The following is a 22,035-nucleotide window of genomic DNA, read 5'->3' as shown; positions in this document are numbered from 1 at the left end:
AGCTTCATCGCGGGCTGACAGAGGCGCCTCCGGGAGTTGTCACTTCATGACAACCGGGACGTGTCACCTCATGACTCACCTCAGGACTCACCTCATGACAAGGGGAGTCCTGGAACGCGCCACGACCCGCCGTGGACGCCGATGACGGCCGCGGCGGCGCAGCGTCAGCAACGCGACCAGCGCGCCCGCCAGTACGCAGCACGCCGCGATCCGCAGCCCCAGGTCGTACCCCGCGAGGAAGGCGTCGCGCGGCTCGGCCCCTGACCGCAGTTCGGCCCGTTCGCGCCGGGTGAGGACCACCCCCACCAGGACCACCCCGAACACCCCGGAGACCTCGCGCGCCGCGCTCACCAGGCCCGTCGCCATCCCCATCCCGTCCTCCGGGACCCGTAGCAGGGAACGCACCGTCAGGGGAGTGGTGAGCGCGGAGCCCCAGCCGATCAGCAGGAGCCCCGGTTGCAGATCCCAGTAGCCGGCCCCCGCGCCCACACCCGACACGTACAGCAGGCCGACCGCGACCAGAGCGAGCCCGCCCGCGATCGACACATGGGCGCCGAGCGCGCGGGCCGCCCGCTCGGCGATCGGCGTCCCGAGCAGCAGCGCGCCCGCCAGCGGCAGAAAGGCCAGCCCCGCCCCGGTGGGGGAGAAGCCCAGCACCCGCTGGAGGTACAGGGCGGTGAAGAAGAACACCCCGTTGACGCCGATGCCCCACAGCACCTGCGCGAGGATCCCGCCGGTGAGGAACCGGTCGCGCAGCAGCCGCGGTTCGACGAGGGGCCGCGCGGTCCTGGCCTCCACGAGGACGAACGCGCAGGCGGCGACCGCCGACACGGCCAGGCACTGCGGCACGGGCGCGGCGGTGAAGCCGTGTTCCTGGCCGCGCACGAGCGCGTACGTGAGCAGATAGAGCGCGAGGACGGACAGCAGCAGGCCGGGCACGTCCAGACCGCCGCGGCGGGGCGCGGACCTGGCGGGCACGGCCGGTATCAGCAGCAGGGCGAGCGCACCGAAGGGGACGTTCAGCGCGAACACCCAGCCCCAGCCCCACCGTTCGGTGACGAAGCCGCCCACCACGGGTCCCAGCGCCAGCGCCACGGCCAGCGCCGCCGTCCACAGACCCACGGCCGTCGAACGCAGTCGCGCGGGCAGGTCCACCGCGATGACGGCGAGCGAGGCCGGGATGACCAGCGCGGCCCCGACCCCCTGCACCGTACGGGCCGCGATCAGCGCGCCCCCGCTGTCCGCGAGGGCGCACGCCGCCGAGGACACCGTGAAGACGACGATCCCGGCGGCCAGCACCGGCCTGCGTCCGCACAGATCGGTCAGCCGGCCGCCGGGCAGCAGCAGTGCGCCGAAACTGAGTACGTAGCCGGCGGCCACCCACTCCAGGTCCGGGACCGTCAGGCCCAGTTCGCGCTGCACGGTCGGCAGCGCGACGTTGATGACCGTGTTGTCGAGCGTCGTGATGAAGCCGGTCAGGGTGAGCAGGGAGAACAGCGCCACCAGTCGTGCACGTCCCACCGGCCGCTCCTTTTGCCGTCGCACGGTTCGTCCGCACGGATTGTCGGTGGGCCGGGGGCGTCCGGGCTCTGGTCCACGGCGTGGAACCGACACCGTGTTTTTGTCAGGGAACTGACAGAACGCGCGAGTCGAACTGTCAGCACGTCCTCTAACCCACCGGTGGCCCACGGGCGGAACCTGGGTCACCGCTCCAAGCCGGTGCCCACGCCGGACCGGTGTCCGTTCGCGGGCGGTGCCCGCCCCACCGGGCACCGCCCCTTCCCATCGGCCACCGCCCCGCCCCACCGGCCACCGCCCGCCGTCCCGATCAGCTCCGCCGCCGACCCAGTTGGAGCCGCCATGACCTCCGGAGCCGCCATGAACTCCGCCGGGCCCGCCGTCGACGAACCCTCCCTCACGGACCATCTGAGGCACTGGGCCGCACACCGTCCGCAGCAACGCGCCTTCAGCCATGTCGCCTTCCCCGACGGCTCCTCGGGCGGTCTGCACCGCACGCTCGGCTGGCGGGCCCTGGACGCCCGGGCCAGAGCGGTGGCGGCCCGCCTCGTCACCGTCGCGTCCCCCGGCGAACGGGCCGCCCTCGTCCTGCCCCAGGGCCTGGACTACGTCGCCGGATTCCTCGGCTGCCTGTACGCGGGCGTCATCGCCGTACCCCTCTTCGGACCCGAACTCCCGGGCCACGAAGGCAGACTGGCGGCCGTCCTCGCCGACTGCGAACCGGCCTGTCTGCTCACCGACTCCACCGCGACCCCCGCGATCCGCGACTTCGTACGGGACCGCCGGCTCCCGGACGTCCCGGTGATCCCCATCGATCAACTCCCCCTCGAACGCGACGGGTCCGGCGCGCGCGGCGAAGGCGGCGGACCGGAGTTGAGCCCCGGGTCCGGTCCTCGGTCGAGCCCGGAACCGAGGCCGCTGCCCGACGACGTCGCCTACCTCCAGTACACCTCCGGCTCCACCCGCAGCCCGGCCGGCGTGATGATCAGCCACGCCAACGTCGTCGCCAACGCCCGCCAGGCACTGGACGCGTTCGTCGCCGACCCGCGGACGAGCACGACGGTCGGCTGGCTGCCGCTCTTCCACGACATGGGACTCGTCCTCAGCATCGCCGCCCCCGTCGTGGGCGGTTTCCCGTCCGTCCTCATGGACCCCGCCGACTTCCTCCGCGACCCCGCGCGCTGGCTGCGCCTCCTCGGCTCGTACGAGGGCACGATCAGCGCGGCCCCGAACTTCGCGTACGACTACTGCGTGGCCCGCACGGCCCCCGAGGACGTCGACGAACTCCGCCTGGACCGCGTACGGGTGCTCATCAACGGCAGCGAACCGGTACGGGCCGGCACGGTGGAACGCTTCCGCAGGGCCTTCGCGCCCGCGGGCCTCGCCCCCACGGCACACTGCCCGGCGTACGGCCTGGCGGAAGCCACCGTCTTCGTGACCGTGAACCCCCTGGACGAACCCCTCTCGGCCGTCGCCTGCCGGGCCGACGCCCTCGCGGCGGGACGGATCGAGGCGACGACGGCGGACGACGGGCACACGGAGTCGACCGTGCTGGTCTCCTGCGGCACCCCGGTCGGGCAGGAACTGCGGATCGTCGGCGCCGACGGCGGCGTACTGCCGGCCGGGCACGTCGGAGAGATCCATCTGCGCGGACCCAACATCGGCCTCGGCTACTGGAAGCACGCCGGACTCACGGCCGAGACCTTCGGCTTCGGCGCGGGGGAGGACTGGCTGCGCACGGGCGACCTGGGCGCCCTGCACGAGGGGCGGTTGCTCGTCACCGGCCGCCTCAAGGACGTACTCGTCGTGGACGGGCGCAACCACTACCCCCAGGACATCGAGGAGACCGTGCAGTCGGTCGTCCCCCTGGTCCGCCGGGACCATCTCGCCGCCTTCGGAGTGACCCGGCCCGACGCCATGGGCGAGGAACTCGTCGTGGTCGCGGAGCACCGCCGGGACGCCGACCCGACCGCGGACGACAGCCGCGGCGCCGAACGCGCCGTACGCGCCGCCGTATCGGCCCGGCACGGCCTGCGCCTGGGCGCGCTGCTGCTCGTACCACCCGGCTCCGTGCCGCGCACGAGCAGCGGCAAGGTGTCCCGCGCGGCCACGCGGACACGGTTCCTCGACGGCGGGTTCGGACCCCGGTGAGCGTGTCGCGCACGGCGGTCCGCGCGCTGGTCGCCGAACGGCTGCACGGCTGGTACGGGCTGCCGCCGGGCGAGCTGCCCGACGACCGCCCGCTCGCCGAGGCCGGTCTGACCTCGCGGGACGCGCTCGCCCTGACGGCCGCGCTGGGCGAACTGGCGGGCCGGCGGCTGCCGGACACACTGCTGTGGGACGCGCCGACGATCGAAGCGCTGGCGGAGCACCTGGCCGAGGAGCAACCCACGACGATCCCCGCCCCCCTCTCCAAGCCCGGGGCCGCCGTCTCCGTCGCCGTCGTCGGCGTGGGCTGCCGCTTCCCCGGCGGTGTCACCTCCGCCGACGCGTACTGGCGGCTCCTCACCAGGGGCGAGGATGCCGTCGGCACCCTCCCGGCGGGCCGCTGGGACCCCTTCGTACCGGACCCCGCACACCTGCCGGACGACGTGGTCCGGCACGGCGCCTTCCTCGGCGGGCTCGACGCCGTCGCCGGTTTCGACGCCGAGTTCTTCGGGATCCCGGCGCACGAGGCCACCGCCATGGACCCCCAGCACCGCATGCTCCTGGAGGTCACCCGCGAGGCCCTCGACCACGCCTGTCTCTCCGCCGACGCGCTCGCGGGCACCCGTACCGGTGTCTTCGTGGGCATCAGCGGCAACGAGTACGCGCACCTCACGACCGCCGACCCCCGTGCCGTGGACGCCTGGACGGCCACCGGCGCCGCCCTGAGCGTCGCCGCGGGCCGCCTTTCGTACGCGCTCGACCTGCGCGGCCCCAGCCTGTCCGTCGACACGGCGTGCTCGTCGTCGCTGGTCGCGGTCCATCACGCCGTACGCAGCCTGATGTCGGGCGAGAGCGACACGGCACTGGCCGCCGGAGCGAACCTGCTCCTGAGCCCCGCCGTCACCCTCGGTTTCCAGCGCGCGGGCGCCCTCGCACCGGACGGCCGCTGCAAGGCCTTCGACGCCGCCGCCGACGGGATCGTACGTGGCGAGGGCTGCGGGGTCGTCGTCCTGAAGCGGCTCGCGGACGCCGAACGCGACGGCGACCGCGTCCTGGCGGTGATCCGCGCGACCGCCGTCAACTCCGACGGCCGCTCCAACGGACTCACCGCCCCCAACGCCGAGGCCCAGCGCGCCCTGCTCGCCGAGGCGCACACCGCTCCGGCGACCGTGGACTACGTGGAGGCCCACGGCACGGGCACCGCCCTCGGCGACCCGATCGAGGCGAGCGCCCTCGGTACCGTCCTCGGCCGTGACCGCGCCCCGGAACAGCCCCTCCTGATCGGCTCCGCGAAGACCAACCTCGGCCATCTGGAGGCCGCCGCCGGTATTGCGGGCCTGGTCAAGACCGTGCTCGCCCTGCACCACGGCGAGATCCCCGGCCAACTGCACTTCACCCGCCCGGGACCGCACGCCGACCTCGACGCGCTCGGGCTGCGCGTGGTCACCTCGCCCGAACCCTGGCCCCGCTACTCGGGCACCGCCACCGCCGGCGTCTCGGCCTTCGGCTTCGGCGGCACGAACGCCCACGCCGTCCTCACCGAACACCGCCCCACCCGTACGAGGCCGCCCGCGTCCGGAACCGCCGAGCGACCCGCGCTGCTCCTGCTGGACGGCCCGACCACCGACCGCGTACGCGCGTACGCCGGTGAGCTGGCCGCCTGGCTGGACACCCCCGGCAGCCGACGCGTCCGCGACGCCGACCTCGCCCGTACCCTCGCGGGCCGCACCGGCCGCGGCCGGCACCGCGCGGCCCTCGTCACCCGCGACCGCACAGAGACGGTCACGGCACTCACCCGCCTCGCCGAGGGCGTTCCCTCTCCTAACCTGATCACGGGCCACGGGGCCCCCGGCGGGCCGGGACCGATGGTGTGGGTCTTCTCCGGCTACGGCTCCCAATGGCCGGGCATGGGCTGCCGGTTGCTCGCGACGGAGCCCGTGTTCGAGGCGGCCGTCGACCGCCTCGAACCCCTCCTGCGCGAGCACGCCGGCCTCTCGCTGCGCGCCGGCCTGCGCCCCGACGCCGACCTGTCGACCCCCGCCACCGTCATGCCCGTCCTGTACGGCATCCAGGTCGCTCTCGCCGAACTGTGGCGGTCGTACGGTCTCGAACCCGCCGCCGTCATCGGCCACTCGCTCGGCGAGATCGCGGCGGCGGTCGTGTCCGGTGAACTGGACCCGTCGACCGGCGCCCGCACGGTCGCCGTACGCTCCCGCCTGCTGGCCCGCCTGAGGGGCGGAGCCATGGCGGTGGTGGACCTCCCGGCCGTCGAAATCCCCCTCGCCGCTCGGGAGTTCAAGACCCTCCAGGTGGCCGTGCACGCCTCGCCGACCCAGAGTGTGGTCACGGGATCGGCCGAGGACGTCACGGGACTGGTGGCCCGGGTGACCGAGGCAGGCGGCTTCGCCCGCTCGCTGGGAGTGTCCGCGGCCGGACACTCACCCGAAGTCGAGCCGCTGCTACCGGAGTTCGCGAGGGAGCTGGGTGATGTCCAGCCCTCGTCCCCCCGTTGCCGCCGCTACTCCACGACGCTCGACGACCCCCGGGAGGCCGCCCCCTGCGACACGGAGTACTGGGCGGCCAACCTGCGCAACCCCGTCCGCTTCGCCCAGGCGGTGCGCGCGGCGGCCGAGGACGGACACCGCGTCTTCGTCGAGGTCGCCCCGCACGCCACGCAGGCGCACCCGCTCACCGAGACGCTGCGGGACGCGGGGGCGCAGGACGCATTTGTGGTCCCCACACTGCGCCGCGGCACCGACGACGCGGTGGGCTTCCGTACCTCGCTGGCCACGCTGCTCGTCCAGGGCGTGCGCGTGACCCGGCCGCGGGAGGGGCTGGCCCCTGGGGGCCGCATCGTGGACGTCCCGCCGCCCCGCTGGCGGCACCGCCGGTTCTGGGCGGGCGAGGAGACACCGCCCGAGCCCCCGCTCAAGGCCGCGCCGGTCCGTGCCACGACCCCGCTGGACCGTCTCCGCCTGTGCGTGGCAGGGGTGATGGGCTACGCCCCCGACCACCTGGACCCCGACACCCCACTGACGGACCTGGGCCTGGACTCCCTCACGGCCGTACGCATACGAACAGCCATACAACAGGAGTTCAACACCGACGTGGCCCCGGCCACCCTCCTGAAACAGGCAACGCTAAGTGTGGTAACGGACCTACTGACAACCACCCCACCAGCCCCACGAACAAACGCCCCGACAGGGGCGCGAGGAACGGCGCGAGCAACCACGCCGAACCCGCACCCGAACGCCCCGATAGGGGCGCGGGGAACTGCGCGACCAGCCACAACGCACCCGCACCCAAAAACCCTGCGCACCTACCCCTCCACCGGCAGAGCCACCCCCCTCTACCTCGCCCACGCCGCAGGCGGCGACGCCACCGTCTACACCCGCCTGGCCGCAAGCCTCGACACCGACCGCCCCCTGTACGGGTACGACAGACAGGCAGAACCCGACGACGTACCGGCCCGCGCAGCGGAGTTCGCCCGACGCGTACGGGAGACGAGTCCCGACGGCCCCTGGGCGATCGGCGGCTGGTCGTACGGCGGACTGGTGGCCCATGAGGCCGCCGGACTCCTCACCCCCCACGGCCGAGTCACGGCCCTCGTCCTCCTCGACTCCGTCCTCCCCCTCCCCACCCCCCTCACCCCGGCCGAGCAGGCCCTCCGCCACTTCCACGACTTCGCCGCCTACGTGGAACGCACCTACGGCACACCACTCGACCTCCCGTACGACGAACTCGCCGACCTCGACGACACGGGAAGGATCGACCTCGTCATCAAGGTGCTCAGAGACACCGTCGATCCGCCGGAAGCCGTCCTCGAACACCAGCGGACCTCCTACCTGGACCTGCGCAGCGGCGAACGCCACCGGCCTGGCGAATACGCGGGCCGCACCCTCCTCTACCGCGCGAGCGAACCCGCCCCGCACACCGTCCGGGACCCCCGCTACGAGCGCGAGGACGCGACGCTCGGCTGGGACGCGCACTGCACCGACCTGACCGTCGTCCCGCTGCCGGGCCACCATCTGTCACTGCTCGACCCACCGGTCGTCGACCACCTGGCCCGGTTGCTGACACGCGATCTGCGGGACTCCTGATGCGGGACTCCGGAAGGGACTTGCCCCATGACTCGTAAGCGCAGATGTGCCGCTCTCGCGGTGACGACGGCCCTGCTCGGCACGGGCGCCGTACTCACCGCCCCGCCGACCGTCGCCGCACCCGTCGCACCCGTCGCACCCACCGCAGCCGCCGCCCCCGTCGCGGAGGCCGCCGCGACCGCCACCGTCGTGGGCGAGACGTGGCTCGACGCCCGGACGGTCGACCTCACGATCGCCTCCCCGGCCGTCGGCGCCTCCCTGCCCGTACGCGTCGTCCTGCCGACCGGTTACGCCGCGCAGCCCGACCGCACCTGGCCCGTCCTGTATCTCCTCCAGGGCGCCCACGACGACTACACGTCCTGGACCAGGGAGACGGACGCCGTCGACTTCCTCGCCGGGCAGGACGTCCTCACCGTGATGCCCTCGTCGGGACCCACCGGCATCCCCACCGACTGGTGGAACTACGGCAGCGCGGGCGCGCCGGACTACGAGACCTTCCAGGTCGACGAGTTGATGGGCGTACTGCAGCAGCGGTTCAGGGCCGGGACGAAGCGCGCCGTCGCCGGGGTGTCCACCGGCGGCTACGGCGCCCTGGCCTTCGCCGCACGGCACCCCGGCACCTTCGGCGCGGCGGCCTCGTACAGCGGGATCCTCGACACCACGGCCCTCGGCATGCCGACCGTGCTCAACGCCATCGTCGCCCGGGAACTGCTGCTCCCGCTGACCCTGTGGGGCAGCTATCTGCTCAACCGGGACAACTGGAACCGGCACAACCCCTACGCGCAGGCACGCGCCCTCCAGGGCACCGGACTGTACATCTCGCAAGGCAGCGGTCTGCCGGGCGGCGACTTCGGCAATCTCGAAGGCGCCCTCCTGGAAGGCACGCTCTGGGCTCAAGCCCACCGTTTCACCGCGCAGTTGGACGCCCTGGGCATCCCGGCCCAGGTGCACTTCTACAGCGGGGGAACGCACGCCTGGCCGAACTGGCGGCAGGAGTTCAAGGCGTCCTGGCCGACGCTCGCGCAAGGCCTCGGCCTGAGCTGACCTCCGCCCGAGCGGACCCGAGCCGACCCCCACCCAAGGAGGAACCACCATGGACGCGCTGGCGCAGGCCGTCGTCGCGGGAGCCGACCGCACGGAACTGGCCCACCTTCCCGTCCCCGGCCGCTACACCGCCGCCCATCTGCGCGCGGAGGACGTGGACAGTTTCGCCGGAGTGGCCGACAAGGACGTCCGCAAGTCGATCCACCTCGGTGACGTACCGATGCCCGAACTCGCCCCGAACGAGGTGCTGGTGGCCGTCATGGCGAGCGGCATCAACTACAACACCGTCTGGTCGGCGATGTTCGAGCCCATCCCGACCTTCTCCTTCCTGAAGCACTTCGGCCGCCAGGACCGGTGGGCGGCCCGGCACGACCAGCCGTTCCACGTGATCGGCTCGGACGCCTCCGGAGTCGTCGTCCGCGCCGGTTCGGGTGTGCGCAGATGGCAGGTCGGCGACCAGGTCGTGGTGAGCCCGGTCTATGTCGACGAGGAGGACCCGGCGACCCACGCCGACGGCATGCTCGGCAACGGCATGCTGGCCTGGGGCTTCGAGACCAACTTCGGCGCACTCGCCCACTACGCCGTCGCCCGGGCCAGCCAACTCCTGCCCAAACCGGCCCACTTGACCTGGGAGGAGGCCGCCTCGAACCCGCTGTGCGCGGGCACGGCGTACCGCATGCTCGTCAGTGACCGGGGTGCCCGGATGACCCAGGGCGACGTGGTCCTGATCTGGGGGGCGGCCGGCGGGCTCGGCGCGTACGCGGTCCAACTGGTCCGCAACGGCGGCGGGATCGCCGTGGGTGTGGTCAGCAGCGAGCGCAAGGCGGAGTACGCCCGCCGCCTCGGGTGTCACGTGGTCATCGACCGGGAGGAGATCGGGCTCGGCGGCGGTGAGGCGCCCGCGGACCCCTCCGTCGTCGGCAAACGCCTCGGCAGGCGGATCCGGGCCGCGACGGGGGAGGACCCGCACATCGTCTTCGAGCACGTGGGCCGGGCCACGTTCGGTGTCTCCGTCTTCGTCGTCCGCCGTGGTGGCGCGGTGGTCACCTGTGGTTCCAGCACCGGTTACCAGCACGAGTTCGACAACCGCTATCTGTGGATGCGGCTCAAGCGGGTCATCGGCAGCCATGGCTCCAACCTCCATGAGCAGGCCGCCGTGCACCGTCTCCTCGACCTCGGCCATGTGGCCCCCGCGCTCACCGAGACCTATCCCCTCACCGACACGGCGGAGGCGGCCAGACTGGTCCAGAGCAACACCCACCTGGGCAAGGTCGGCGTCCTCTCGCTGGCCCCGGAGCCCGGTCTCGGTGTCACCGACCAGGCGCGCAGGGAGCAGGTCGCCCGCCCGGCGTGACCAAATCGTAGTAACCCGCGGTAATGGCTCGGACGCGTCCAGGCCCCGTCGCTCACGGCGGGGCCTCGGCCATGAGAAGGACGGATCCCGGCCAGTAGCCCGTGGCGTATGCACCTATTTACCCCGCCCATGTTGGATCATGATGGGGAGTCAAGGGATTTGTCGAGGCAAAGGGCCTGGTGGGAGCGTAACGAAACCTTCACGGCGAGGGGTCGGGCGCGGTGATCCATTGGGGATCGGAACCGATAAGGTTCCCTGAGGTGAGGCGAGTTGACGCAACGACAATCGGTTGTTACTCGCTCTCCATGCATGCCTGTCACGGGGTCGACCACCCTGTGACGAGTGCAGCCCCCCGAGTTTCCCCCCTGTTCGATCGTGTTGCTTTGAAGGATGCAGATGGAACTTGCCACTCCGCCACCGGCGGCGCGGGCACCGGTCCCCTGGTACGGCTGGTGGCTGCTGCCACTGGCCTTAGGGGCCGGCACCGTCGTCGCCGCGGTCGTCGGCTCCGACCAGGTCCGAATACCCGCGATCGTCTCCGGCGTCGTCGTCACGGCCGCGAGCGCCGTCAGCGTACGGCTCCTGATCCGCTCCCAGCGTCAACTGCGCAGCAGCGCGGGTGAGTTCAGAAACGCGCAGGCCGAACACGCCCAGCAGTGGCAGCAGCACGTGGCCGGCCTCGAACGCCAGCACACCGCCGAGCGCGCCGCCCACGACGCACAGCTCGCCGAGCGGGCCACGGCCTACGAGACGCGGATCGCCGAGCAGAACCGGGCCTGGCAGGAACAGCTGGACCGCCAGCTCGCCGCGGTCGCCCGGCTCGCCGACGCACTGCTGCCCGAGGCGCTGGAGCGGCTGCGGGCCGGTGACTCCATCGACGACCTGCTGCCCACGGCCGGCCAGGGCGCCGACGTCGGCGCCGATCTGCAGGCAGCGCTGCGCAAGGCGCTCAGGACCGCCCTCATGGGTGTGGAGCAGGAGCTCGACCGCTCCACCTCCGCCGAGCAGGCCGTCGTCAGCATCGGCAGCCGTATCCATGTACTGACGAGCAAGCTGCGCGGCCGGCTGCACGAGATGCAGGGCGAGCACGGCAGGCTGCCGTCCGTCGCCCAGGGGCTGATGGAGCTGGACCAGGAGCTCGGCCCCGCCGACTCCCTGGCGGCGAGCATCGGCGTACTCGGCGGCACCGACCGGCCCGGCCGTCAGTGGCAGGAACCGCAGCGGCTGCTCAGTGTGGTGCGCGGCGGCATCGGCCGGATCAGGGACTTCGACCGCGTCCAGGTGCAGTACCTGCCCGAACTGGGCGTCGACGGCGGTCTGGTGGACCACCTCACGCTGATCTTCGCCCATCTGCTGGACAACGCGGCGCGCTACTCCCCGCCCACCGAGCCCGTGATCGTGTCGGGCAAGGAGGTCCCGAACGGCGTCGGCGTCGAGATCCAGGACTCCGGCAAGGGCCTGAGCGAGGAGAAGAAGCAGGAGGCGCTCCAGGCGCTCGAAGGCATGGCCCCCGGCCCCGGTATCGGCGGCGTGTCCGAGGACGCGCACCTCGGTCTGCGGGTGGTGGGAGTACTGGCCCGCCGGTACGGCATCAGGGTCACCTTCGCGGACTCGCCCTGGCTCGGTACCTCGGTGGTCGTCGTGGTGCCTCACAAGTACTTCAGCCAGCTGCCCGCCGCCGTCACCGCACCGGCCCCGGCCGCCCAGGTCACGGCCGCGCCGGACACCGAGGCCGTCGGGAGCGAGACGGCGGACACGGCCGCGCAGCCGGAGGAGACCGGGGACACCACACCCGGCGGTCTGCCCAGGCGCCGCAGGCGACCCGGGTCCGAGCGTCCCGAGCCGGCCGCACAGGACGACGACTCCACCGCCACCGCCTCGCACGCGGTACCGCCGGACGCGTCCTTCACGGGCCTGGCCGCCTTCGCCACGGCCGGGCGTGAGCCGATCGCCGACCGTGAGCCGGCCTCCGGCGCCGAGTCCACAGAGCACCGCACGGAAGAGAGCGACTAGTCCTCATGACGCAACAGGGAACCGACGTGAGCTGGGCGCTCCGCGATCTGGTCGACAGCATCAAGGAGATCCGCTTCGCCCTTGTCGCCTCCAGCGACGGAAAGGCCATCACCTCCTACGGCGCGGACGACCCCGACGACGTGGACCGCTTCGCCGCCGTGGTGGCGGGACTGCAGGCGCTGGCCCAGCCGGTGGCCGAGCAGTTCCCCAAGTACGCCGGGCAACTGCGCCTCGCGATGATCGAGGTCGACGGTGGTCACCTCTTCGTGGTGCGCGCGGGTGTGGAGACCTACCTCGGCGTCCTGGCCAGGGAAGGGCTCGACCAGGGCCTCCTCGGCCATCAGATGAGGGACCTGGCCCGCAGGATGGGTGAGCTCCTCGGCACCACTCCGCGCCTGGAGGAGCACTCTGGATGAGTGGTCCCCGTCGACCCACGGACCCGTCCGGTCTTGAGCGCTACTACGTCCTCACGGGCGGTCGCAGCGGACCGGGCGGTTCGTCGTCGAGCCTTGACGTGGCGACCCTCATCACCTCCCGTGCGGTGGCCGGTCCCGGCCTTCAGCACGAACACGAGGAGATCCTCCGGCGCTGCCGTGATCCGTTGTCGGTGGCCGAACTCGGCGCCCACCTCGGACTGCCCTTCAACATTCTCGCGGTGCTCTTGGCCGATCTGCTGGACGCAGGCCGCGTTGAGGCCCGTGATCCCATCCCGGCGTCAGGCGCCGGTCGCGGGCCCGACCTCGCGCTCCTTGAGGAGGTACTCAGTGGACTTCAAAGGCTTTGACCATCCCGACCGCGATCCGGCCGACGGCGCGGCCGGTGCCCGCTCGGTGAAGGTGATGATCGCCGGCGGATTCGGCACCGGAAAGACCACCATGGTCCGGTCCGTCAGCGACATCAAGCCGCTCACCACCGAGGAGACGCTGACCCAGGCCAGCGCCGACGTCGACAACCTGATCGGGGTGGCGGACAAGCAGGAGACCACGGTCAGCCTGGACTTCGGCAAGATCGGCATCAACGACCAGCTGATGCTCTACCTGTTCGGCACCCCCGGGCAGGAACGATTCTGGTTCCTGTGGAACGGCCTCTTCAAAGGCGCCCTCGGAGCGGTGGTCCTCGTCGACACCCGCAGGCTGGCCTCCAGCTTCCGGGCCATCGAGGAGATGGAGCGGCAGAACGTCCCGTTCGTGATCGCCCTGAACGTGTTCCCGGACTCCAAGGACCACCCGGTCGAGGAGATCAGGGACGCCCTGGACATCTCCCCGGACATCCCGGTGGTGGCCTGCGACGCCCGCGACCGGGCCTCCAGCCGTGATGTGCTCATCGCGCTGATACGGCACCTCAAGGATCGCTCCGCGGTCGCACTGGAGTCCCGATGACCGAGCAGCCCTTAAACGACGGCCCCGAAGCCCCGCGCGGCTGCCCGGTCGCGCACGGCGGGGGAGCGGACCTCACCCGGCTCTACGGGCCCGAGGCCGCCGTCGACCCGATCGGCATCTACGGGCGGCTGCGCAAGGAGCACGGGCCCGTCGCGCCGGTCCTGCTGGAGGGCGACGTGCCCGCCTGGCTGGTGCTCGGCTACCGGGAGAACCGGCGGGTGCTCGACAACCCCCGCCAGTTCAGCCGGGATTCGCGGATCTGGCGGGACTGGAAGGAGGGCCGCGTCGAGAGCACCTCACCGCTGATACAGATGGTGGGCTGGCGGCCCGACTGCGTGTCGCAGGACGGCGAGCCGCACCGCAGGCTGCGCAGCGCCGTCACCGACAACCTGCAGGCCGTCTCGGGTCGCGGCATCCGCCGCCATGTCACGCACTTCGCCAACAAGCAGATCGACGCGTTCGCCGGGGCGGGCACCGCCGACCTGGTGTCCGAGTACGCCGAGTACCTGCCGATGCTCGTACTGACCAGGGTGTTCGGGCTCGCGGAGAGCGAGGGGCGGCGGCTCGCCGAGTCGTCGGCGCAGGTCATCAAGGGTGGCGCCGAGGCGCTCGCCCACAACGACCGCATCATGCAGATCCTCGGCGAACTCACCGAGCGCAAGCGGGTGGAGCCCGGTTCCGACTTCACCACCGGGCTGCTGGAACACCACGCCGACCTCGACGAGGACGAGATCGTCAACCATCTGCGGCTGGTGCTGATCACCGCGCACACCACGACCAGCAACCTGCTGGCCCGGGTGCTGCAACTGGTCCTCACCGACGAGGGGCGGCTCTCCGGGCTGATCAGCGGGCAGTTGAACATCTCCGCCGTCGTGGAGGAGGTCATGTGGAACACTCCGCCGCTGGCCGTTCTGCCGGGGCGGTTCGCGACCGCGGACATGGAGCTCGGCGGGCACCGGCTCCAGGAGGGCGACCTGCTGGTGCTCGGCCTGACCGCGGGCAACATCGATCCGGAGATCCGGCCCGACGTGGGTGTCTCCGTGCACGGCAACCAGTCGCATCTGGCGTTCAGCGGGGGGCCGCACGAATGCCCGGGGCAGAACATCGGGCAGGCGATCATCGAGACCGCCGTCGATGTGCTGCTGCACCGGTTGCCGGGGTTGCGGCTCGCGGTGGCTCCGGAGGAGCTCACGGCTACCGCGTCCACGTGGGAGTCACGGTTGGACCGGTTGCCCGTTCAGTTCGCCGTCTAGGCCCGTAGCCCCGTCGCCCGCAGGCCCGTTCGCCCGTTCGCCGGGCGGCGGGCGGCGGGCCTTCGGCCGTTCTTTGGGGTGTGGGTTCTCTGCGGGTGCGTGGGGGCCGGGCGCGCAGTTCCCCGCGCCCCTTGAGGGGCGGCCCCTCTTCGGTGGTGGTGCCGAAGAGGGGCCGCGATATCGTTGTCAGACCGCCAAGAGGTCGTCCAGGGAGCCCTTGCCCGCCAGTTCCGCCTGGGACGCGGGGGTCTCCTTGTCCGCGGCGTAGCGGCCCGAGGTCAGCGCCCATTCGTAGTTGCCGTTGATCCAGTGCTGGATCGCCTCGACGCCCATCCGGACCCTGTCCCGCTCCTCCTCGTCCAGGCCCAGCTCGTCGCACATCTTCGGTACCTGCGACTCCAGTTCGAGGTACTCGGCGAGGCACGCCGAGGTCATCCGGATCGCCTCGTCGGCCGCCTCCTGCCAGCTGCAGCGCCGCTCGCGGTGCAGGACGGCTATCAGGTTGTGGCCGTCCCCCCGGCGTTTCTCGCGCTCGAAGGAGTGGATGTCGTTCATGAAGCCGATGGTGTCGGCGGCGAGGTCCCGCATCCTCTCCATCAGCGGATGCGCCTCCGCCGCGGCGGGCACCTCGAAGCCGCGGCTGCGTTCCCCGGCGTCGATGCTGTGGTGGATGCCCACCGTACGGCGACGGAACGCCGCGTACTCCTGGAGGTCGAGCGTGCCGGCCAGGCCGCGGGAGGCGAGGTCGACCTCCTCGGTGTGCGCCACCAGGAAACGGCCCCAGGACGCCGCGAACCGCGTACGCCATGTCAGGGACATGCCATCCGAAAGATGGGCCCAGACCTCGGCCCAGGCGACCGTGATCGGACAGGACACCCGGGGGGTGATGCCCGCGGGCCGCAGCGGGGTGACGATGAGTTCCCGCGCCACCTCCGCTATGCGGTCGGCACGGTCGGGCCTGCCCGAGTCGAACTGGTCGTCGAAGAGGAAGGCCAGCGAGAACCAGTTCATCAGGACGACCATGTCGTCGGCGGAGGCGTGCGGATAGGTGCGGGCGGCGGCCTGGGGCAGATCCCACGACCGGTACTCCTCGAAGCCGGCGTTGCTGCGCACCAGGCCCTTGTCCCACACCCAGCGCAGATGGCGGGCCTGGGCGTAGTCGAGATGTGTACTGACCGGGGTGGCGAAGGGGAGGTCGAACCTGACGTCCTGCGGCATTCGCGTCCTTCCTTGATACGAATTCACAGGGCCCCCACCCCTGCGCGCGGGCGTGCCGAAGTGACGTCCGCTGACTCGAACTGCGCTTCCTGAGGCGAAAGTTGACTCGATGTGCGCTACGAGGCTGCCCTGATCGTAAATGATCTATGCCGCGACCTGTCGCGCGGGCTGTTCGTCACGCCACGGGGTACCCGGTCGACGAGCAGTGGGCGGAGGGCCGTTCGCGCTCGACCGGTCTTCGGAGGAGACATGACAGTGGTAACAGCAGGCTTCGTGGTTCTCGACTGCTCGGAGCCCGAGAAACTCGCCGCGTTCTACAAGGAGTTCCTCGACGGCGAGGAGACCGACGCGACGGCGAACCGGGTGGAGATCCAGGGCGCCGACGGCATGCGGATGGCGTTCCGGCGGGACGTGAACGCGACCCCGCCCAGCTGGCCGCGCCCCGAGAACTCCCTGCAGGCGCACCTGGACTTCCACGTCGACGACCTCGACGCGGCCGAGCGCAAGGTCATCAGTCTGGGCGGACGCGCGCTGGAGGCCAAGGACGGCGGCGGCCCGTACGAGGAGCGGGGCTACGCCGACCCGTCGGGCCACTCGTTCACCCTGCGCAAGGGAGCGACGACCGCGCCCAAGCAGGGCTGAGCGCGAGCTGGGCCGACCGCAGTCAGGACCGGGCCCGGGCGGGACCGGGTCGTTCAGGCGCGGTGCGCGCGCAGGGCCGCCAGGGCGCGGTCCGCGTGCGCGCTCATCCGCAGTTCGCTGCGCACCACTTCGAGGATCTTCCGGTCCTCGGCGATGACGAAGGTGACCCGCTTGGTCGGCGCCAGCGAGAAACCGCGCTTCACCCCGAACAGCTCGCGGACCTTGCCGTCCGGGTCGGACAGCAGCGGATAGCCGAGGGTGTGCTTCTCGGTGAACTCCTGCTGGCGCTCGACCGTGTCACCGCTGATCCCCACCGGCCGCGCCCCGGCGGCAGTGAACTCGGCGGCCAGATCGCGGAAGTGGCACGCCTCGGCGGTGCAGCCCGAGGAGAGCGCCGCCGGATAGAAGAAGAGCACGACAGGGCCTTCGCCCAGCAGCTCCGAGAGCTGCCGGGGCGTACCGGTCTCGTCCGGGAGGGTGAAGTCCTCGACGGTGTCGCCCACCGCTGCCTGGTTCGTCACGACTGGCTCCCTGACTGTCGGCCACCTGTAGGAAGGCCAACCGTACTGGACGGTACGGGAGGTCAGTCGCGGCCCCCCTTGTCGTCGCCGGGCCACACTCCGGTGGACCGCTCGATGGCCTTCGCGCCGGTGCGGTCCGCCGCGCTGCGGACGACCGCGAAGATCGCGCCCTGGACGGCCGCCGCGAGCAGCACCTCGCCCCAGCCGCGGTCCTTGTCCAGTGCGTCGGGCGCGTCGTCCTCGTGGCGGATCATCTTCCAGACCTTCTGGAACGCCAGCCCGGCGAGGGTTCCGCTCGTCCAGCCGAGCAGGAACCCGACGGGCTTGTAGACGACGGGCAGGCTTTTCTTCTTCTTCGACACCTGGCTCTCCTTCGGTGGCTGTTGTCCAGGACATCAGGCGAGTGTCCAGTTCAGCGGCGAATACGCGGCCCCGTTCCCCTCAGGGCCGGCCCGCCGCCGGCACCTCTTCGCCCACGGGGACAGGACCCGGCGGGCTCCCGTCCCCGAAGGGGCGCCCGCCCAGCTCCTCGCGCCCGTGCGAGGTCAGCCAGCCGGAGAGATCGGGGCCGAGCGGCACGATGCGGGTCGGGTTGATGCCCTCGTGGACCTGGTAGTAGTGCCGCTTGATGTGATCGAAGTCGACGGTGTCCCCGAACCCGGGCGTCTGGTAGAGATCACGGGCGTACGCCCACAGCACCGGATCCTCCGTCAGCTTGTGGCGGTTGCACTTGAAGTGGCCGTGGTAGACGGCGTCGAAGCGGACCAGGGTCGTGAACAGCCGGATGTCCGCCTCGGTGATCGTGTCCCCGACCAGGTACCGCCGCTCCGCGAGCCGCCCCGACAGCAGCTCCAGCCGCCGGAACACACCCTCGTAGGCCGCCTCGTACTCCTTCTGGCCGGTCGCGAACCCGGCCCGGTACACCCCGTTGTTGACGTCCTCGTACACCCCCTCCATGACCTCGTCGATCTCGTCGCGGAGCCCTTCCGGATAGAGGTCCGGCGCCCCCTCACGGTGCAGGTCCCGCCACTCGGTGGCGAGGTCGAGGGTCAGCTGCTGGTAGTCGTTGGTCACCAGGCGCCCGCTCGCCACGTCCACCACGGCCGGCACGCTCACGCCGCCCGGAGCGCCCGGCTCCCGGGCCTCGTACGCCTCGGCGAGGTAGCGGATGCCCAGCACCGGGTCGCGGCCCCCGGGGTCCAGCGTGAAGCGCCAGCTGCGGTCGTCCTGGATCGGGTCGGTGACCGCCATCGGCAGGGCCTCCTCAAGGCCCAGCAGCCGCCGTGAGATCACCGCGCGGCTCGCCCAGGGGCAGGCCCGGCTCACGACCAGCCGGTAGCGCCCTGCCGCGACCGGCCAGCCGTCGCGTCCGTCGGCCGTCACCCGGTCCGCGAAGTGGCTCTTCGACCGCTTGAAGGCCTTCTTCCCGAGCGCGCTGTTTCCCTCGCCGGTGCCTTCTGTGTCACCCATGAAGCGTCTCCCTTTCGTCCGTCGGCCTCCGTAGGACTTCCCCGAAAACCGCCGTCACCTCGTGTGAGGCGGGGCGAGTGGGGCATTCGGCGGAGGTGAACCGTAAGCCTTCCTCCCCTTCGGACCGCCGTACCCGGGTCACCGTGCTGGTGGCACTGGCCGCCAACCTCGTGATCGCCGTGGCCAAGGCCGTGGGCGGTCTGTTCTCCGGATCGCCCGCCCTGCTGTCGGAGGCCGCGCACTCGGTGGCCGACAGCCTGAACGAGGTCTTCCTCCTGGCCGCCCTGCGCCGCAGCCGGCGGCCCGCCGACAACCGTCACCCGTTCGGCTACGGAAAGGAACGCTTCTTCTGGTCACTGCTGGCCGCCGTGGGCATCTTCCTGATGGGCGGCTGCTTCTCCTTCTTCCAGGGCTTCGAGGCGCTGGGCAGCGAGAGCTCGGAGTCCCGCAGCGGCTATGTGGCGGGGCTCGTGGTGCTGGTCGTGGCGCTCTTCGCGGAGGGAACGTCCCTGCTGCGCGCGGTCCGCCAGGTGCAGAAGCAGGGCGGCTTCTCCTCCGAGATCCGCGACCCGGCGCTGCGTACCGTCATCGCGGAGGACGGCACCGCCGTACTGGGTGTCCTCTTCGCGATCGCCGGCATGGCCCTGCACATGGTGACCGGCCAGGTCGTCTACGAGGCCTCGGCCTCCATCGCGATCGGCTGCCTCCTGGTCTACGTGGCGTACCGGCTCGGCCGTGACGCGCGCGACCAGCTGATCGGGCAGGCCACCGACGAGGAGTCGACCGGCCGCATCCGTGCCCTGCTGGAGGCGCAGCCCGAGATCGACTCCGTGGAGTCCCTGCTGACCATGCAGCTCGGCCCCGACTCCACCCTGGTGGCCGCCCGTGTCGACCTGACGCCCGGTCTGGACAGCGAGGAGGTCGAACTCGTCGCCGTCCGCATCAAGGCGTCCGTCCGCAATCTGGTCCCGCAGGTCGACCAGATCTTCCTCGACGTGACCGACGCCCGTCTGGCCCGCCGCGCGGCCGCACATGAAGCCGCGCACGAAAATGGCCCCGCCGCGACGGGGGAGCGCGGCGGGACCTGAACACCGGGTGCCCGGCGTTCACCGGTTCATGCACACCTTTTCCGGAACGGCCGAAAGGGCCGGAACAGCCGGAAGGGCCGGAACGGTTATCGGCCGGCGGCCGGCTCCAGGACGAAGACCGGGATCTCGCGGTCGGTCTTCTTCTGGTAGTCGGCGTAGTCCGGATAGGCGGCGACCGCCCGCTCCCACCACAGGGCCTTCTCCTCGCCGGTCACCTCCCGCGCGGTCATGTCCTGGCGCGTCGGGCCGTCCTGCAGCTCCACATGGGGGTCGCCCACCACGTTGTGGTACCAGACGGGGTGCTTGGGCGCGCCGCCCAGCGAGGCGACGGCGGCGTAACGGCCCTCGTGCTCGACCCGCATGAGCGGCGTCTTGCGGATCTTCCCGCTCTTCGCGCCCCGGGTGGTCAGCACGATCACGGGGCGTCCCGTCTCCATCAGGGTCGTTCCCTCGGTACCGCCGGAGCGCTCGTACAGCTCCACCTGATCGCGCACCCACTGGGTGGGGCTGGGCTCGTACTCACCCTCAAGAGGCATGTCATCCATCCCATCGATCGTCGTCGTGTACGACTCGTGCAGGCTCGTGCCGACTGCCGCCGGCCCCTGCCGACTCGGATTTCAACACGCTCGCCTCGCTCTTTTCATCCCGCACGAGACGTTTCACCCTCACACCTGCCCGAGTACGCCCGTACGAGTCACGACCTGACCGGTCGGGAGTCACCGCTCGACCGGTCAGAACGGGAAGTGCGCCTGCTGCGTGGCCAGGGTCACCCAGCGGGTGTTGCTGAACGCCTCGATGCCCCAGCGCCCGCCGAAGCGCCCGTACCCGCTGCCCTTGAAGCCGCCGAAGGGGGCGTTCGGTTCGTCGGCGACCGACTGGTCGTTTACATGCACGATGCCGGTACGGATGCGGCGGGCGACCCTGAGCCCATGGGTGCCGTTCTCGGTGATGATCCCGCAGGTCAGCCCGTGCTCCGTGGAGTTGGCGAAGGAGACGGCCTCGTCGTCCGTGGCGAACGCGCTGATCACGGCGAGCGGACCGAAGGCCTCCCCGCGGTACAGCTCGGCCTCCTCCGGCAGGTCGGTCAGGACGGTCGCCGGATGCACGGCTCCCTCGGGGGCGGCGCCCCCGGTGAGGACGGTCGCGCCCTTGTCGACGGCGTCCGCCACGAGCGCCGCGACCCGGCGGGCGGCGTCCAGGGTGACGAGCGGGCCGACGACGGTGTGCGGATCGGCCGGGTCGCCGGACGCGAGCGACTCGGTCTTCGCGGTGAACTTCGCCGTGAACTCCTCGGCCAGGCTCTCGTGCACGAGGATCCGGTCGGCGGACATGCAGATCTGACCGGAGTTCATGAAGACGGAGAACACGGCCGCGTCGACCGCGTAGTCGACATCGGCGTCGGCCAGCACGATCACCGAGTTCTTGCCGCCGAGTTCGAGGACCGCGGGCTTCAGATGCCGGGCCGCGTGCACCCCGATGATCCGGCCGACGTTGGTGGAGCCGGTGAAGTTGACGGCCCGTACGCGCTCGTCGGCGACCAGGGCCTCGGCGATGGCGGCCGCGTCCTCGGGGGCGTTCGTGATCACGTTCAGTACGCCGTCGGGCAGGCCCGCCTCGCGCAGGATGTCCGCGATGAACAGGCCGCAGGCGATCGGCGCGTCCTCGCTGGGCTTCATCACCACGGTGTTGCCCGCGGCGAGCGGCGCGGCGACGGCCCGTACCCCCAGGATGACCGGGGCGTTCCACGGCGAGAAGGCGGCCACGACACCGACCGGTTCACGGACCGCGAGACCCAGCGCGCCCTCCTCCTGGGCGCTCAGGACCTCTCCGCGCGGCGCGGTCACCGCGGCGGCGGCCTCACGGAGGATGTTCGCGGCGAGACCGACGTTGAACATGGCCCAGGGCCGGGTGCCGCCCACCTCGCCCGCCATGATCCGTACGGCGTCCTCGGTGCGGGCCTCCAGGAGGTCGGCCGCGGTGAGGAAGATCTTGCGCCGCTGCGCGGGACCGAGCGCGGCCCATCCCTCGAACGCGGCGTCGGCGGCGTCCACGGCCCGGGTGACGTCCTCGACGCCGGCCGCGGCGACCGTGGCGTACAGCTGTGAGCTGTAGGGGTTCACGTCCTCGGCGGTGCGGCCGGAGACCGCGGGCTGGTCCTTGCCGCCGATCAGCAGGTCACGATGGAGGGTCATGCGCGGCTCTTCCCGTCGGTCGACGCGCGCGACGCGCTCCGCGACGGAACGCCCGCGTTCGCCTGGTGAACAATCGTCCATTGAATCTTCAATTG

The 22,035-nt window shown here is 71.6% G+C and carries 18 protein-coding genes; 11 read left to right on the top strand and 7 right to left on the bottom strand.

The genetic code is table 11. The features are described from left to right. Positions 1-87: 87 nt before the first annotated feature. Positions 88-1,521, bottom strand: a complete 1,434-nt coding sequence (locus tag J8N05_RS26515; protein WP_210886791.1) for an MFS transporter — start codon at positions 1,519-1,521, stop codon at positions 88-90. Between the two features lie 339 nt (positions 1,522-1,860). Here J8N05_RS26515 and J8N05_RS26510 point away from each other — a divergent pair, with 339 nt between their 5' ends. The 9 genes from J8N05_RS26510 to J8N05_RS26470 all read left to right on the top strand — a co-directional run bounded on the left by J8N05_RS26510 (position 1,861) and on the right by J8N05_RS26470 (position 14,809). After that, positions 1,861-3,669: a fatty acyl-AMP ligase gene (locus J8N05_RS26510; RefSeq protein ID WP_282108167.1), complete on the top strand. Its 1,809-nt coding sequence runs from the start codon at positions 1,861-1,863 to the stop codon at positions 3,667-3,669. Continuing rightward, on the top strand, positions 3,666-7,766 hold the full coding sequence (locus J8N05_RS26505; RefSeq protein ID WP_210886789.1) for a type I polyketide synthase: 4,101 nt from the start codon (positions 3,666-3,668) through the stop codon (positions 7,764-7,766). Before J8N05_RS26510 ends, J8N05_RS26505 begins: the two co-directional genes overlap by 4 nt. A 27-nt stretch (positions 7,767-7,793) precedes the next feature. Beyond that, on the top strand, positions 7,794-8,810 hold the full coding sequence (locus J8N05_RS26500; RefSeq protein ID WP_210886783.1) for an alpha/beta hydrolase: 1,017 nt from the start codon (positions 7,794-7,796) through the stop codon (positions 8,808-8,810). A gap of 49 nt (positions 8,811-8,859) precedes the next feature. Next, positions 8,860-10,164: a crotonyl-CoA carboxylase/reductase gene (ccrA, locus tag J8N05_RS26495; protein WP_210886780.1), complete on the top strand. Its 1,305-nt coding sequence runs from the start codon at positions 8,860-8,862 to the stop codon at positions 10,162-10,164. A gap of 396 nt (positions 10,165-10,560) precedes the next feature. After that, positions 10,561-12,177, top strand: coding sequence for an ATP-binding protein (locus J8N05_RS26490; protein WP_210886777.1), 1,617 nt, complete (start codon positions 10,561-10,563; stop codon positions 12,175-12,177). Positions 12,178-12,182: 5 nt separating this feature from the next. Further along, a complete protein-coding gene (locus J8N05_RS26485; protein WP_210886774.1) occupies positions 12,183-12,593 on the top strand; it encodes a roadblock/LC7 domain-containing protein in 411 nt (136 codons plus the stop codon). Further along, positions 12,590-12,961 (top strand): DUF742 domain-containing protein, encoded by a 372-nt coding sequence (locus J8N05_RS26480; protein ID WP_210886771.1) that lies wholly within the window; start codon positions 12,590-12,592, stop codon positions 12,959-12,961. The genes J8N05_RS26485 and J8N05_RS26480 overlap by 4 nt, the downstream gene beginning before the upstream one ends. Continuing rightward, positions 12,942-13,556: a GTP-binding protein gene (locus tag J8N05_RS26475; protein ID WP_210886768.1), complete on the top strand. Its 615-nt coding sequence runs from the start codon at positions 12,942-12,944 to the stop codon at positions 13,554-13,556. Before J8N05_RS26480 ends, J8N05_RS26475 begins: the two co-directional genes overlap by 20 nt. Continuing rightward, the gene (locus J8N05_RS26470; RefSeq protein ID WP_210886766.1) at positions 13,553-14,809 is read left to right on the top strand and encodes a cytochrome P450; all 1,257 of its coding nucleotides are present in this window, start codon (positions 13,553-13,555) and stop codon (positions 14,807-14,809) included. The genes J8N05_RS26475 and J8N05_RS26470 overlap by 4 nt, the downstream gene beginning before the upstream one ends. A gap of 186 nt (positions 14,810-14,995) precedes the next feature. Here J8N05_RS26470 and J8N05_RS26465 read toward each other — a convergent pair whose 3' ends face one another. Beyond that, complete coding sequence (locus J8N05_RS26465; protein WP_210886763.1) at positions 14,996-16,027, bottom strand: 7-epi-alpha-eudesmol synthase; 1,032 nt, start codon at positions 16,025-16,027, stop codon at positions 14,996-14,998. A gap of 249 nt (positions 16,028-16,276) precedes the next feature. Here J8N05_RS26465 and J8N05_RS26460 point away from each other — a divergent pair, with 249 nt between their 5' ends. Continuing rightward, positions 16,277-16,669: a VOC family protein gene (locus J8N05_RS26460; protein ID WP_210886760.1), complete on the top strand. Its 393-nt coding sequence runs from the start codon at positions 16,277-16,279 to the stop codon at positions 16,667-16,669. Positions 16,670-16,722: 53 nt separating this feature from the next. Here the strand turns inward: J8N05_RS26460 and J8N05_RS26455 are convergent, their stop codons facing one another. The 3 genes from J8N05_RS26455 to J8N05_RS26445 form a co-directional block, all read right to left on the bottom strand. Further along, on the bottom strand, positions 16,723-17,190 hold the full coding sequence (locus J8N05_RS26455; protein WP_210886757.1) for a peroxiredoxin: 468 nt from the start codon (positions 17,188-17,190) through the stop codon (positions 16,723-16,725). A gap of 62 nt (positions 17,191-17,252) precedes the next feature. Further along, the gene (locus J8N05_RS26450) at positions 17,253-17,552 is read right to left on the bottom strand and encodes a DUF4235 domain-containing protein (RefSeq protein ID WP_210886754.1); all 300 of its coding nucleotides are present in this window, start codon (positions 17,550-17,552) and stop codon (positions 17,253-17,255) included. Positions 17,553-17,631: 79 nt separating this feature from the next. Further along, positions 17,632-18,660, bottom strand: coding sequence for a glutathione S-transferase family protein (locus J8N05_RS26445; protein ID WP_210886750.1), 1,029 nt, complete (start codon positions 18,658-18,660; stop codon positions 17,632-17,634). A gap of 95 nt (positions 18,661-18,755) precedes the next feature. Between J8N05_RS26445 and J8N05_RS26440 the strand changes: the two genes are divergently transcribed. Continuing rightward, a complete protein-coding gene (locus tag J8N05_RS26440) occupies positions 18,756-19,748 on the top strand; it encodes a cation diffusion facilitator family transporter (protein WP_308286856.1) in 993 nt (330 codons plus the stop codon). A gap of 86 nt (positions 19,749-19,834) precedes the next feature. Here the strand turns inward: J8N05_RS26440 and J8N05_RS26435 are convergent, their stop codons facing one another. After that, complete coding sequence (locus J8N05_RS26435; RefSeq protein WP_210890401.1) at positions 19,835-20,284, bottom strand: nitroreductase family deazaflavin-dependent oxidoreductase; 450 nt, start codon at positions 20,282-20,284, stop codon at positions 19,835-19,837. 195 nt (positions 20,285-20,479) lie between these two features. Then, positions 20,480-21,940, bottom strand: a complete 1,461-nt coding sequence (locus tag J8N05_RS26430) for an aldehyde dehydrogenase family protein (RefSeq protein ID WP_210886747.1) — start codon at positions 21,938-21,940, stop codon at positions 20,480-20,482. Positions 21,941-22,035 lie beyond the last annotated feature (95 nt).

It is taken from the genome of Streptomyces liliiviolaceus (assembly GCF_018070025.1).
Taxonomy (GTDB): domain Bacteria; phylum Actinomycetota; class Actinomycetes; order Streptomycetales; family Streptomycetaceae; genus Streptomyces; species Streptomyces liliiviolaceus.
This window is presented reverse-complemented; position numbering and strand designations above follow the sequence as displayed.